This is a genomic window from Gracilinema caldarium DSM 7334 (assembly GCF_000219725.1).
Taxonomy (GTDB): Bacteria; Spirochaetota; Spirochaetia; order Treponematales; family Breznakiellaceae; genus Gracilinema; species Gracilinema caldarium.
Window position 1 is genome coordinate 222,179 of the sequence record NC_015732.1, and the last position, 13,723, is coordinate 235,901.

At 44.8% G+C, this 13,723-nt stretch carries 9 protein-coding genes, 5 tRNA genes and 1 other RNA gene; 3 read left to right on the plus strand and 12 right to left on the minus strand.

From position 1 onward, the window contains the following. Positions 1 to 11: 11 nt before the first annotated feature. The 3 genes from SPICA_RS00970 to glpK are packed head-to-tail and all read right to left on the minus strand — an operon-like array spanning position 12 to position 5,287. Entirely contained in the window at positions 12 to 1,049 is a 1,038-nt protein-coding gene (locus SPICA_RS00970) for a peptidylprolyl isomerase (protein WP_013967678.1), read from the minus strand. Between the two features lie 2 nt (positions 1,050 to 1,051). Continuing rightward, positions 1,052 to 3,769: a PAS domain S-box protein gene (locus SPICA_RS00975; RefSeq protein ID WP_013967679.1), complete on the minus strand. Its 2,718-nt coding sequence runs from the start codon at positions 3,767 to 3,769 to the stop codon at positions 1,052 to 1,054. A 21-nt stretch (positions 3,770 to 3,790) separates the two neighbouring features. After that, positions 3,791 to 5,287: a glycerol kinase GlpK gene (gene glpK, locus SPICA_RS00980; RefSeq protein WP_013967680.1), complete on the minus strand. Its 1,497-nt coding sequence runs from the start codon at positions 5,285 to 5,287 to the stop codon at positions 3,791 to 3,793. Between glpK and SPICA_RS00985 the strand changes: the two genes are divergently transcribed. After that, positions 5,280 to 7,079, plus strand: coding sequence for a hypothetical protein (locus SPICA_RS00985; RefSeq protein WP_156789602.1), 1,800 nt, complete (start codon positions 5,280 to 5,282; stop codon positions 7,077 to 7,079). The two genes, glpK and SPICA_RS00985, sit on opposite strands and share 8 nt — an antisense overlap. Positions 7,080 to 7,082: 3 nt before the next feature. Here SPICA_RS00985 and recR read toward each other — a convergent pair whose 3' ends face one another. From recR to SPICA_RS01025, 9 genes are all read right to left on the minus strand, one after another. Beyond that, positions 7,083 to 7,670 (minus strand): recombination mediator RecR, encoded by a 588-nt coding sequence (gene recR, locus SPICA_RS00990; protein WP_013967682.1) that lies wholly within the window; start codon positions 7,668 to 7,670, stop codon positions 7,083 to 7,085. Continuing rightward, the gene (locus SPICA_RS15605) at positions 7,670 to 7,987 is read right to left on the minus strand and encodes a YbaB/EbfC family nucleoid-associated protein (protein WP_013967683.1); all 318 of its coding nucleotides are present in this window, start codon (positions 7,985 to 7,987) and stop codon (positions 7,670 to 7,672) included. Before SPICA_RS15605 ends, recR begins: the two co-directional genes overlap by 1 nt. A gap of 15 nt (positions 7,988 to 8,002) precedes the next feature. Beyond that, positions 8,003 to 9,907, minus strand: coding sequence for a DNA polymerase III subunit gamma/tau (gene dnaX / locus SPICA_RS01000; RefSeq protein WP_013967684.1), 1,905 nt, complete (start codon positions 9,905 to 9,907; stop codon positions 8,003 to 8,005). 39 nt (positions 9,908 to 9,946) lie between these two features. Then, positions 9,947 to 10,045: signal recognition particle sRNA small type (gene ffs / locus SPICA_RS15120), an RNA gene on the minus strand. 10 nt (positions 10,046 to 10,055) lie between these two features. Continuing rightward, positions 10,056 to 10,143: transfer RNA gene (locus SPICA_RS01005), tRNA-Ser, on the minus strand. Positions 10,144 to 10,364: 221 nt separating this feature from the next. Further along, positions 10,365 to 10,451 (minus strand) — tRNA-Ser (locus SPICA_RS01010). A gap of 8 nt (positions 10,452 to 10,459) precedes the next feature. After that, a tRNA-Arg gene (locus SPICA_RS01015) sits at positions 10,460 to 10,533 on the minus strand. A gap of 24 nt (positions 10,534 to 10,557) precedes the next feature. Further along, a tRNA-Ser gene (locus SPICA_RS01020) sits at positions 10,558 to 10,645 on the minus strand. A 20-nt stretch (positions 10,646 to 10,665) separates the two neighbouring features. Beyond that, positions 10,666 to 10,752: transfer RNA gene (locus SPICA_RS01025), tRNA-Ser, on the minus strand. A gap of 228 nt (positions 10,753 to 10,980) precedes the next feature. Here SPICA_RS01025 and SPICA_RS01030 point away from each other — a divergent pair. Both SPICA_RS01030 and SPICA_RS01035 read left to right on the plus strand, forming a co-directional pair. Beyond that, positions 10,981 to 11,706, plus strand: a complete 726-nt coding sequence (locus tag SPICA_RS01030; protein ID WP_013967686.1) for an HAD family hydrolase — start codon at positions 10,981 to 10,983, stop codon at positions 11,704 to 11,706. A gap of 108 nt (positions 11,707 to 11,814) precedes the next feature. Next, positions 11,815 to 13,710, plus strand: coding sequence for a purple acid phosphatase family protein (locus SPICA_RS01035; RefSeq protein WP_013967687.1), 1,896 nt, complete (start codon positions 11,815 to 11,817; stop codon positions 13,708 to 13,710). The last annotated feature ends 13 nt before the right edge of the window (positions 13,711 to 13,723 follow it).

Genomic DNA, 13,723 nt, shown 5'->3' on the forward strand with positions numbered 1-13,723 from the left:
CTGAATCTTAGCTATTTAATGGCGACTAATTCCATTTCAAAGACTAAGAATGCATTGGGAGGAATGACTCCGCCTGCACCCTGCTCCCCATAAGCTCGTTCTGGCGGTAGAATTATAAGGCGTTTCTCTCCTTTTTTCATATCTAGTACCATCTGATCCCATCCGGGGATTACCCTGCCGGTACCTACCTGGAATTGGATGGGTCCGCCATGAAAATCTGATGCATCAAAAACTTCACCATTCAGGAACATTCCTTTGTAATTAACCGATACGGTAGACCCCGGCTGAGGTTTTGCACCATTGCCTTCTTTTATTATGATGAAACGTACTTCATTGTCTGTCGTCTGTGCTCCAGGATATTTAGTTGCAATACTCGCTAGATCAGCCTGGCGTTTTGCTTTAATACGCTCAGCGGAAGCTGCCACGGCATTTTTTAGAAGACTGTCAAAAGCTGCCTGGTCATTTTTAAAAGCTTTCGCTTCAGCCCCATTGCGAATAATAGTGATGCTTTTAATTTTGTCCCCCTGCTTAATAGCGGTAACCACTTCTTGCCCTTCGATAACATGACCAAAAACCGTATGTTTTCCATCAAGCCAGGGGGTCGCCTTATGGGTAATAAAAAATTGACTTCCATTGGTATTAGGCCCAGCATTAGCCATAGAGAGAACTCCAGGGCTATCATGTTTTAGATCATCCACAATTTCATCGGGGAATTTATATCCAGGTCCGCCGGTTCCGTTCCCTAACGGGTCGCCTCCCTGAATCATAAAATCGCTAATTACCCGGTGAAAGGTTAGACTGTTGTAGTAGGGTTTACCTCCAGTGGCATTCAGTTTGCCTTCTGCGAGACCGGTAAAGTTGCAGACTGTAAGGGGAGTTTTTTTATATTCCAGTTTTACAATAATATCTCCTCGGTCTGTGCTAATCCGAGCAAAGAGTCCTTCACCAAGATAAGAATCTGAAGGTAACGATGCGGCGGTGCTTGCTAATAATAAAAACAAAACCCTATTCAAATGAGCACTGAGTGCAGTACTAATTCCTTTGCTCATAACTATAATTCTCCTAATGTTTGTTGAATCTGTCGGCGAATACCAAGGGTTTCTCGCTGTATATCTCGTGCATCTTCTTCAAGAGCTTCATAGTTCTGGTCCTGAACTGTCCTTCTGTAACGTTTTATCAGTTGAAGACCTCGAATACTTCCAATAGCTGAAAAAATACTTACTAAACCATGAAGATATTCTGCAGCATCAGTATAGTTGCCTTGCTCATGATAGGTTATAAATTGTTCCATATGTTTTGGTAAATCCTGGGATGCAATTAGTAACAGCCGTTTAAATTCATCCTTTGATGATACATAATGCTGCTTAAGTCGATTAATATCAAAATATTCCTTTTTTGTCATGATGGTATCTATTAGGCTCAGTAAACTTGTAGCATTGATAGGTTTTGATACATAGGCATCGAAATCAGAAAGTTTTTGTTCATGAACTGCTAATTCTGGCTCAGTATAGGCTGTGAGAGCAATAATAGGTATCTGTGGATCATAATTTATGCCCTTATAGGATCGTATGGTAGATGCAGCAGAGATGCCATCCATCCCTGGCATTTGCAGGTCCATCAAAATAAGATCGAAATCGCCCTTTTCCAATTTCTGAATGGCTACAAGACCGTCTTCTGCTACCTCTACCATATGTCCTGCCTTTTTTATGAAATAATGAAGATAGTCCCTATTCACGGGATTATCTTCGGCAATTAAAATAGAAAGCCTTTTTTTAGCGATATAGTTGAATTCATCAACTTCGAAAGGTTTTCCTGTTGCTACTCCTACAGGGGTATAAAAATAAAAAGTACTACCCTGTCCAGGAATACTATCAAAGGTGATATCCCCGCCCATTTTTACTGCTAATTCTTTGGAAATAGCGAGACCCAATCCTGTACCATGATGTTTTTTACTCAGTTTACTATGTAACTGGGTAAAATGTTTGAATAACCTTTGTTGGTCCATTCCTGATATACCAACTCCGGTATCTTTGACAGTTACAAAGAGTCCAGGGGTGTTGTCTTTGGCTCTTATAACGCAATGAATGGAGACTTGCCCTGTTTCAGTAAATTTAATAGCATTGGATACGAGATTGGAAATAATACGGTTAATTTTTATTCGGTCAGCATAAATAGTAGGGAAGCCGCCATCATCAATTGAATACTGGAAGGTGATTCCCTTTTCTTCAGCCTGCGCTTTATATGGTAATAGAAGTGTGGTAATAGTTTCATTTAAGTCGAAATTTTCTCGATAAAACTCTATAGCGCGGGCTTCGATTTTTGAAAGATCGAGGAGGTCATTCAATATAGCTAGAAGCGACTGGCTTGATGATTGAATTGCCTTAATGCGATCATACTGATCACTTCTTGGATTATCAGTTAAAAGTACTTCGGTAAGGGCTATAATTCCTGCAAGGGGAGTGCGTATTTCATGACCCATATTGGCAAGAAATTCACTTTTTGCTTTATTAGCAGCTTCTGCGGCCTCTTTAGCATTTTTCAATAGTTCATCCAGGGTTTTACGACGACTTATATCTTCAATTATGCAAAGATAATGGGTTAATGAGCCATTGGGGTTTCGTATGGCCGAAATAGTAAGGGAGCTCCAAAATGGATCCCCGTTCATTTTGTGACAGCAAATTTCACCCTTCCAATCAATTCCAGCCTGAAGAGAACTGAGCAGATCCTCATAGGTGTTTTGATCTGAGGTGTTAGCAAAATATTCTAGAAATTTATTTCCAATAACCTGCTCCGGTCCTGAGCCGGTCATACTAAAGAAAGCAGGGTTTACGTACTCTATTAATAAATTTATATTAATAATAAGAATTCCTGCAGGACTTTGATCCACAGCTTGGTACATCTTACGGAGCATTTCTTCAGATTTTCGCCTGAGTGTAATATCTCTGATAATTCCAACGGTACCAATAAAAATACGTTGAGATGAACCATTAATAAACTGGTAGGTACCTGCAGAAGAAACTTCTCCATAAGAAATGATACTGGCATACATTTCCTCCATTATAAAACCAGGTCGAATAGATTTTCGTTTAATGCGTAATTCTAGATTTTCTGTTTTTCTTTCCACGCTTCGTCGTTCATCAAAAAGCTTTGGAGCAAAACGATCTCCTGTAGTGTTATCTTTATATAGTTTAAGTATGTTATCTCTGCTTACCTGGGGAATATCCTCTTCGAACAATATAGTACTGAAATGTTTGCCTAAGAGTTCTTCTGGTTCATATCCTAGTGATCGTACCGCTTGATTTACAAAGGTAAAATGACCTTGAGGGTCTAGTTCATAGACAATATCTGGTAAGGCTTCTACAAGGTTGTGATATCGTTGAGATGCAAAAAGTAATTCCTGCTGTAAACTATTACGGATATTCCAGATTCGGTATATGTTTGTATCTATCATGGTATACCAGTCTGAAAGATCGGTAAACATATAATCACTAGCTCCAAGCTTGAGCAGAGTTTCCAGTCGATTTTGTTCAGAACGGGACCCCAAGGCTATGCATGGTATAAAGGGATACTGTTTAAGTATATCCTCTACAGCAAGATTTGCCTGAACTAGAATGATGTCAATGGCATCGTGATGTAAAACTCGAAAAGCTTCCATAACAGAATCTGCTATACGATAGTTATTTTGATACTGGTTTTGTGTAAGTTGTTTTCGAGCTGTATCATATATTTCGCCTGCTTCCAGAATAACCAACACGCTCAGTCCTGGCATAGTAAATTGGTACCTCTTGCGTTATAATGTATGATAACTGCGGGCAACATCGATAGCATGATGCCATTGGTTCAATAGTTGCTCCCGGGTATCAGGATTCATGCTTGGTTGGAAGCGTCGTCGAACCCGCCAATTTACTTCAATATCCCGTAAACTGTCCCAGTAACCGACTTCGAGACCCGCCAGATATGCTGCTCCCAGGGCGGTTATTTCCATAACCTCTGGTAGAATCACCGCTTTACCCAATATATCCGATTGATACTGCATGAGAAAAGAGTTCGCCGCAGCACCACCATCTGCCTTCAGTTCCTGAATCGGGTGGCCATAATCACTTTCCATTGCATCAATTAAATCCCGGGACTGGAATGCGATACTTTCGAGGGCAGCTCGAACAAGGTGAGCCCGGTTACTGCCTCTGGTAAGGCCGACGATGGTTCCCCGTACGTCGGGGTCCCAATAGGGGGCTCCCATGCCAACAAAGGCAGGAACAACAAAAACCCCACCGGTGGAATCTACTGACTTTGCTAGACTTTCGGACTCTGCAGCATTATTGATCAGCTTTAGTTCATCCCGGATCCACTGGATAACCGCACCGCCAATAAAAACGCTTCCTTCAAGGGCATAGGTGGTTGATCCGCCGATCTTCCATGCAATAGTGGTAAGCAGATTATTTTGGGATGAAATAGGGGTAGTCCCCGTATTGAGCAAGGCAAAACAGCCGGTTCCATAAGTGTTTTTTACCGAACCGGGGCTGAAACAGGCATGTCCAAAAAGGGCAGCCTGTTGGTCTCCGGCGCATCCTGTAATGGGAATACTTTTCCCGAAAAGTTCCGGCTTGGTGTTCGCAAGGAATCCTGAAGATGGCAGAACCTCAGGTACAATTTGTTTGGGTATACCAAAGATTTTGAGGAGATCCTCATCCCATTGCAGCGATTTAATATTAAACAGAAGCGTTCTGGAGGCATTGGTTACATCGGTAAGATGTTTTCCTGTCAGTTTGTAGAGAAGCCATGAGTCGATGGTCCCAAAACAAAGTTCCCCTGCTTCCGCACGGGTTTTAAGTCCAGGTATTTCCTGGAAAAGCCACATTAATTTGGTAGCAGAAAAATAGGGATCTAAGACAAGCCCAGTTTTTTCTCGGATTACATCGGTATATCCCAGGGCTTTAAGTTCTCTGCAGAGGTCTGCACTACGGCGACACTGCCAGACGATTGCATTATAAACCGGTTTCCCGGTTTTTCGTTCCCAGAGCAAGGTGGTTTCACGCTGGTTGGTAATCCCTATGGCTGCAATTTGTTCTGCGGTAATCTGAGCTTGTTCTATTGCTTCCTGAGCAGCTTCGTACTGGGTTTTCCAAATTTCTTCCGGATCATGCTCCACCCAACCGCCCTGGGGGTAAATTTGGCGGAACGGTTTCTGACAGAGCGCAATAACAGCCCCGCTATGATTGAAGAGTATCGCCCGGGATGTGGTTGTCCCTTGATCGAGGGCAAGAATGTATTGCTGTGTTATGGCCATAAAGTTTACCTCCGCTGAACAGTATATCATTGATAATGAAAGTCCTGTGGTAAAAAAGTACTGGATAAAATACGATGCAATGGATACAATGCATGAGATGAGCATCCTGGAGCTGGAGACCGAACTCCTTCGTACAGAATATCCACAACTATCGCCTGATCATGATCCCGATATAGAGCGGTATTACGATCTCCGCGCACTGGGGCATTCCACAGAAGCACTGGTATTGTACCAAAGTCGTCTTGTCCCCCGTTACCCCGATGACCAGTTCAGGACCAAGATACTCAAAGCCTATCGAACCCATTCACCCCTATATGGGGAATTGATGAAGCAGGCTTATTACCAGCTCGGCCAAAGAGTTCTGGAACGAACCAAAAAACTAATCAAATATATTGCTGTAAAGGCAGATTCTTTCAATGAAACTGATGTATATTCGACGATAAAAACTGCGGATGCAATTTTAGCCCTCCTTCCCCGAGAACGCTTTGAAGCAGTTATGGCCATTGAACGGCTTCACCGGTATGCTGAACGGCTTCGTTATTGTGAAAAATCTATAGCTAAAGCAGAGGCTTTAATCCGTGCCTATGTGACTGAATCCCTTTCTATTGTAGAAGTAGAACGACAGCGTCGCAAAGAAGAGCAGGCCCGTGCTCAAGCAGAGGAACGGCGCCGTCTTGTTGCCAGAGATAAGGCTGAACTGCAGAAACAACAGCGATTAGCAAGCGAGAAAGAGTGGCAGAGGGCTCTTCAGGAGGCGAGGCCGCGGACTAATCTGCAAAAAAGTTCCGGGGCTAAGGAACGTTCGCCCCAGGTTCATATCGATCTGAATAGTATTCGTTTTTCCCCAGTAGACTTGGCCCGTATTCAGATCCCACCAACCCTCACACGAATCGAAGATAAGACCTTAGCTTTCTGTTTTAAATACTGGAACCTCATTCGTGATTCTGCCTTTGAGCGTATCCTCTTTCTGTATTCACGAAAGTATAATACCAAACATTATGAAGTGTTTTCTACGATTCAGCGGGGTCGGCTGAGCGGCAAGCGGGATGAGGAAATTCTTGCTTCCGTTATGGGGATCCTTATTACGGGATATTACTATTCGATCCAGGGTGACCGCTATTTACAGCGGCAGTGGCTGCTCTTAAAAGCAAAACTGGAAGATGGTGAAAAGCCACTGGTCCCCAATGTTATTCAGGAACACAACCGGACTAGCCAGAGGCGGCGGGGACAATTAAAAAGAACTCCTGTCGGTGCTCAGAGTCAGCGCCGTGCATCGTTTCCCCGGGGATCTCCGGGGGGAGCTGAAAATGGAAAGCCAAGCCAGGCGCAGCGGGTGGATACAGAGAATATTGCAAGCCAGAACCAACCTAAGATCCGGCAGAAAATTCCCGAAACCATCAATGCTCAATCAACGTTAAAGGATCCTATTCCTGCTGTTTCTGCTCAGGGGTTTGAAGCGGCTAAAAAAGGCCTAGAAAAACCGGTTCGCCGCTTCTCTGTGTCTGAGCGGCTTATGCACCTTTCAGGCCGATCCTACGATGTGTATCAGGACCTGTTCTTGGCCCATGTTCGTACCGCAATCCGGCGGGTACTTGGTAAGGGTAAGGGGCTCTTCTTTTCGCTTCCGCAAGAGGCAGAAGATTTAGTCTATGAATATCTGAAACGGAACTACAGCAACCCCTATATGAATTGGGACCAAAGCCAGGAAAAGCAAAAACTCGAAGCTCTGGGGTTCTCACTCCCTGCGATAGAAACCATAATTGATGAATGTTATCGAATTATGGGGAAGTGATCCCTACATGGGAATTCGGCCGCGGAAACTGCGTGAAAGGGTTAGCCGATCTGCATATTCCAGATCGCCCCCGACAGGAAGTCCCGAAGCAAGGCGAGATACCTGTACACCTGTTTCTTTTAAAATCTTGTGTAAATATAGAGCGGTAGTGTCCCCTTCCACGGTGGGATTTAAAGCCAAAATAACCTCAGTAATGCCTCCGCGGTGAATACGGTTTACTAATTGGCCGATAGCGAGTTTTTCTGGGCCGATGCCATCCAACGGCGCAATAAGCCCACCAAGCACATGGTAGCGCCCCCGATATTCATGCCCTTCCTCGATAACCCGCACATCCTGAGCCCGTTCCACAACGCAGAGTATATGCTGATCTCTCCCCGGATCAGTGCAGATGGTGCAGGGGTCAGTTTCCGTAAAACTGCCGCAGACAGAACAGCGTCGAATATGACTGTGGAGACTCTGGAGTTCTTCAGCCAATTGTCGGGCATAACTTGGATCAGCGTCGAGTATAAAATAAGCGAGCCGTCCTGCAGTTTTTTTTCCGATTCCCGGAAGTTTGGTCAAGAGGCCCACTAAGCGATCGATAGCATTCATCAAAACCCCAGCATTCCCGGGCTAATACCCATACCACCAGTCAGAGCGCCAAATTCGCTTTGCAGGGTTTCTTTTACCTTTTCCATGGCGTCGGTAAAAGCGGCCTTCACCAGGTCCTGGAGGAGGGGTATGTCCTCACTATTCACGGCTTCCGGTGCAAGCCGGACTGCCAGAACTTCCATACGGCCATTCATATCGACCTGAGCCATACCGCCCCCGGCCGAGCCGGTAACCACAATCGTGCCGAGCCGCTGCTGCATAGCTGCCATCTGCTCTTGTATTTTTTGCGCATTTTTGAGAATCTCAAAGGGATTCATATCTATCAACTCCTCCTATTTTGTCCGTACAATGGTTCCCCGAAAGAGTTTGCGCACCATTTCGACTGCAGGAGGAATCTGGTCGGTTCCACCCTGCGGACTATTTTGTGCATCTTTCGGTTCTGCAAGGGTAATTTCGATCTGTAATTGGGGGTATCCCATCTGGTGTAAGGTCCCACTGATGCTATGTTTTTCCTTTTTTAAAAGATCTGCGCTCAAACTGTCCCGGGTTGGAATAATGAGGGTGCGGCCGCTGGAACCATCGAAGCTGCTATGGCCGTCCGGATCCAGTTTCCAGTCTGCGGTTTTTTCAAGCCCCGAAGCCAGCATACCCCGTTCTTTTTTCAGTAGATTGATGAGCTCAAGCCGCAGGCTTTCAAGATGCTCTGGTGCAAGGGTCCGCACTGGTTCTGGAGACGATGATTGATGAGGGGCCGGCGCTGGTTCATGTGCCAGGGCAGGTATTGGTGATGCTATTGACTCAGATGTTGACGAGGAAGCGTGTGACTGTACAGATACTGAAGTATTCGCCTGCGATGTTGTTGGATCTCCTATGAGTTCTTTTATTTTTTCTCTGCTTCTGGATGGGTCTGTGGATACAGCTTGGCTAGCCTTGGCAGCAAGAAACTGTTTAAAACCTTCGGTGAGTGAAGGTGGTTGTTCCGGTAAGTCTGTTACTGTTGGCCCTCTGGATTCATGATGGATTGCTGGTGCCTCCTGCGCTGCAGCTTTGAGGGCCATGGAAGCCGCAGTTCTATGCGGGGCACCATTAGTAGGGTTTAGAATACTGCTCCTGAGGTGTTCTACCGCTTCTTTGAGCTCCAACGGAGCTATCCAACGGCGGAGCCAACTGAGTTTTGAAATTGCCGTTTCTAGTTCAAAACGAGGAGAAAGAGAATAGCGGATATCACGATACACTCCTAACAAAATACTTAAAGCTTGTTCAATCTGCTGAACCGATAAGGATGCTACTACGGTTGATGAGTACCGCTCAGCACTGTAGCCGAGGAGGGCTTCCCGTTTTATACCCTGTTTCAGGAGCAGGATGCTCCGGAAATATTCAGCCAGATCGATAACTAATTGCTCAATGGACACGCCCTGTCCCAGGATATTATCCAATTGTAAGAGTGCTTCGGCAGCCTGTTCCTGAACACAGGCTTCTGCAAGCCTGTTAATTGCATCGAGTCCAACAAGGCCAAGTTTTTCTCGAATCAGTTCGGTACGGATGTATCCCTCGGAGAAAGCAACCACTTGGTCAAAGAGGGTGTATGCATCCCGAAGACTGCCGGTAGATTCTTTGGCAATCCAAAATAGGGCCTCATCCTCCGCACGGACTCCCAGTTCTCGGCAGGCATCGGCAAGAATAGCCTTTATCGTTTCAATGGGAATGAGCCGGAAGGCAAACTGCTGGCACCGGCTTTTTATCGTAGCTGGAACTTTATGCAACTCTGTGGTTGCGAATATAAAAACAATGTAGGGTGGCGGCTCTTCGATGGTTTTAAGGAGGGCGTTAAAGGCACTATTCGAGAGCATGTGCACTTCATCGATGATATATACCTTATAGCGGCCTGAATTAGGAGGGAACAAAACCTCATCCTTAATCTGACGAACATCGTTGACACTCGTATTGCTTGCACCATCAATTTCGATGACATCGAGACTTGCACCCCGGGCAATTTCCACACAGTTGGTACAGACTCCGCAGGGGGTGGCGGTGGGCCCCTTTTCACAGTTAAGGGATCGGGCAAGGATACGGGCTGTACTTGTCTTACCACAGCCCCGGGGGCCAGAAAAGAGGTATGCATGGGCAATTCGTCCTGTTTCGATGGAGCTTTTAAGCGTAGCCACGACAAATTCCTGGCCAGCCATTTCATCGAAGGTTTTGGGACGTCTTCTTGTTGCGGTTACTTCGTAAGCCATAGTAGCCAGTATACATAGATTAGGTTCAAAAAAAAACCCCGCCACCAGGATGGTCACGGCGCAAAAAACAGCTACTTACCGTTGCTTCCTTCCGGACCTGGCGGGGTTGGGCAGTGTTTTTTCGCATGATTCCTGATGGTGGGGAATACGGAGAGAGAGGGATTTGAACCCTCGGTACCCTTTAGGGGTACACACGACTTCCAATCGTGCACCTTCGGCCGCTCGGTCATCTCTCCAGGTTGTCATTCAACAGCTTTTTACATCGATATACTTTCTGGGTACATCCCTGCGGAGAGAGAGGGATTCGGTCTCCAGTCGCGTGCTTCCTGCACGCTCCTTCCGACCCGCCCTTGCCCTCTTCCGGCGGTATCCTGCCGCCTTTTCCTCCCGTAGGTCGGCGAGGGCAAGGTTTCTCATCCCTCTCCTCACCTTTGCCGTATAATATGGGCCATTCCTGCGGAGAGAGAGGGATTCGAACCCTCGGAACCCTTACGAGTTCAACGGTTTTCGAGACCGTCCGATTCAACCGCTCTCGCATCTCTCCAATATGCCTGAGGCTGAGAGGATTCGAACCTCCGACCTTCAGATCCGCAATCTGAAGCTCTATCCAGCTGAGCTACAGCCTCATCCTACTACGAGTTGTAGTAATTCGGAGCAGGGGGGATTCGAACCCCCGGTACCCTTTAGGGGTACAACTCCTTAGCAGGGAGCCCGATTCGGCCACTCTCGCACCGCTCCAAGGAACCTCTTCTGGACAACGGAGCAGGGGGGATTCGAACCCCCGGAACCTTCGCAGGCTCAACGGTTTTCAAGACCGCCTCCTTCAACCGCTCGGACACCGCTCCAGAAAGGTGACTTACAGTAGCCTGAATAGGCTTTCTCTGTCAAGTGGGAAGGCTCCTCTGCCTGATAGGTAAAGAGAGAAGATGACCGCTGGACAGCCCCAGAAAATGTGGCGGATTTAATTGATAACCGTATTGGTCTGGACTTTGTACCCCAATTTTGCTATTTTAAAAAAAACAGAGAATAAGTTCGGCACAAGAGATCAAAAAGTTATAAGGCGTATATCTTTCATGTTTAAGAACATCATATTTGATTTATATGGAACCTTAGTAGATATCCGGACTGATGAACAGAAGCCTGAATTTTGGCAAGCCTTTTCCGGCGTTTTACAACAGGAAGGCCTGTCTTATAACCCTGTTGAATTACAAAAGCGATATCTCTCTCTTGTTCAGAAAGCCCTTGCCCGGATCACCCACAGTCCCTACCCTGATACCAGGGTGTATTTAGTTTTAGAAACCTTGTTTCACCAGCATTCAGTATCGGTTACACCGGAAAAACTTCTCTGGATCACACAGCAGTTCAGAAAACTTTCAACAGAATATATTCGGCTGTATCAGGGTATCCCTGAAATGTTGCAAAAACTGAAAGAGCACGGTTTAAAACTTTATATACTTTCTAATGGTCAGCGGGAATTTTCAGAAGGAGAGCTCAGGGAACTTGGCATATATGAATATTTTGACGGGTTTTATTTTTCCGCAGATTATGAGATGAGTAAGCCGGATCCTCAATTTTATCGTGTTTTGCTAGAACGGGAGCATATTACCCCATCAGAATGTCTTATGGTTGGTAATGATCATACAACCGATATAGCCGGTGCGAATGCAATTGGTATGGCTTCGGTATATATTCAGAGCAATCATTCACACGAGGTTTCCCTCGAGTCTGTTCCAAGCACGTATAAGGTTGCTCAAACGCAGAATCAGGGAAGAGCCTTGGAAAGTATTCTATTAAAATAAAGATATTTATTATCGGTTAGAAGTATTATCGATTATTTAACAAAAGATTAAAGATGTTTTAACTATAATGACTTAAGACATACAACCAGAAATGTAAATGGAGGTTGTATGTACAAATTTATACGTTCACTTATGTTTGCGATTCTTATGGTGATCGCACCTTCGCTATTCAGTGACGATTTGGTTGTTCTTCCCAGGGATGCGATTTGGCGTTTTAATGATTCAGGTGTTGATTTAGGTAGCGTTTGGAGAGAGCCCGGTTACAAAGATTTCGAATGGAAGCGAGGTCGAGCTCCCCTTGGGTTTGGAGATGATGTTTCTGAAACAGATCCAAATATACCTTTGGCGACAACTGTAAGTTTTGGGGCTGATCCACAAAATAAGCATATGACTACCTATTTTCGTACTGAAATAGAGGTACCTTCTTCTTATAAAGATTCAAAGGAGCTCGAAGTATACATCCATGTTGATGATGGGGCTGTAGTATATTTTAATGGAGTCGAAGTTTTTCGTCGTGGAATTAAAGATGATAGTAAAGTTGCATACAACACCCCTGGTAAGTTTAAACCAAAGGAAGAAACCTTTACACTTCCTGCATCGTTACTTAAGGTTGGCAGTAATCTAATTGCTGCAGAAGTTCATCAGGATGGAGTGGATAGTTCAGATCTTTGGTTCGAAATGGGTCTGAAAGCCCGAGGTGTTTCTGCTCATACAACTACTAGTACAACTACATCATCTGGGGCTATTGTTCGTTTTATTCCTGATTCTTCCGCTCCCCGTGGTTCAATTACTAAAGTAACCCAGATGTTTGGATCTGATCCTGCGACAACCCGTGCTTTTACTTGGTATACAACCTTTGCTTCTGGTTCTACCGATGTTCAGGTTGTAGAAGTTATCGGCGCTTCACCAAATTTTTCAAAGGCATTCACGTTTTCAGGACGTGTAAAACCCTCGTATAACAGTCCGGACGAATTGGTTCATATGGCCGAAGCTGTAGGTCTTAAAAGTGGTACTTCTTATTGGTATCGAGTAGGTGATGCTAAACTTGGTCTTTGGAGCGATGTTGGTACCTTTAAAACTATGGATAATAAAAAAGGTCCTTTTACCTTCATCAACCTAGCAGATACACAGGCAAAAACGGAGGATGAAGCGATCCTGTCAGCTAAGACCTTAGCTGATGCTGTTCGTACCGTTAAAAATGCTGAGTTTATGATAATTAACGGTGATATTGTAGATACAGGTCGTAATGAAAAACAGTGGGACTGGGTTCTCGGTCATGCTGCTGAAACAATGCGAAATATAGCTTTTATTCCCGCTGCGGGAAACCATGATGAAGACCCTTATTCCTTCATTGAGCATTTTAATCTTCCTGTGCCTAAAGGGGCTGATATAAAGACTGGTGCCTATTATTCTTTTGATTACAAAAATGCTCATTTTATTATCTTAAACAATAATGAAGACAGCCCTGAATGGGCGGATTTTTCTCTTCAACAGATTGAATGGTTTAAGTCTGATGTGCTGGCCGCTAAAGCACGGGGTACTGATTGGATTATACTTATTGTGCATAAAGGGCCTTACACTACTTCTAATCATGCTACGGATGAAGATATTACAGGCCCCAATGGAGTACGTACCAAATTTGCACCTCTCGCTGCACAGCTTGGTGTTGATCTTGTTTTTCAAGGACATGATCACAGCTATTCAAGGACTAAATCACTAAATGGTGTAGTTTATATTACTCCAGGAACTGCAGGGCCAAAGGTATATTATCTTAATAAAAAAATTGATTCTGCATATTGGGCAAATTTTGTGGTAGCGAAGGAACATCCAGCATCAAAATATGGATCTGACCCGGCTGATCAAAGTAGGCCTATGCGGGGAGTGATTCAAAATTTTCTTGCGGTTACTATTAATGGTAAAAACGTAAGCATAACAGCCTATGAAGTCGATCGCATCAAGGGTGGATTACCTTATGTAATTGATACATTGGAGTTAAAAAAATAAGAAATATGAATAA

What these genes read in the sequence shown, in the direction of transcription:
- SPICA_RS00970 (WP_013967678.1), bottom strand. Translation starts at nt 1,049, where the DNA reads ATGAGCAAAGGAATTAGTACTGCACTCAGTGCTCATTTGAATAGGGTT.
- SPICA_RS00975 (WP_013967679.1), bottom strand. Translation starts at nt 3,769, where the DNA reads ATGCCAGGACTGAGCGTGTTGGTTATTCTGGAAGCAGGCGAAATATAT.
- SPICA_RS00985 (WP_156789602.1), top strand. Translation starts at nt 5,280, where the DNA reads ATGGCCATAAAGTTTACCTCCGCTGAACAGTATATCATTGATAATGAA.
- glpK (WP_013967680.1), bottom strand. Translation starts at nt 5,287, where the DNA reads ATGGCCATAACACAGCAATACATTCTTGCCCTCGATCAAGGGACAACC.
- recR (WP_013967682.1), bottom strand. Translation starts at nt 7,670, where the DNA reads ATGAATGCTATCGATCGCTTAGTGGGCCTCTTGACCAAACTTCCGGGA.
- SPICA_RS15605 (WP_013967683.1), bottom strand. Translation starts at nt 7,987, where the DNA reads ATGAATCCCTTTGAGATTCTCAAAAATGCGCAAAAAATACAAGAGCAG.
- dnaX (WP_013967684.1), bottom strand. Translation starts at nt 9,907, where the DNA reads ATGGCTTACGAAGTAACCGCAACAAGAAGACGTCCCAAAACCTTCGAT.
- SPICA_RS01030 (WP_013967686.1), top strand. Translation starts at nt 10,981, where the DNA reads ATGTTTAAGAACATCATATTTGATTTATATGGAACCTTAGTAGATATC.
- SPICA_RS01035 (WP_013967687.1), top strand. Translation starts at nt 11,815, where the DNA reads ATGTACAAATTTATACGTTCACTTATGTTTGCGATTCTTATGGTGATC.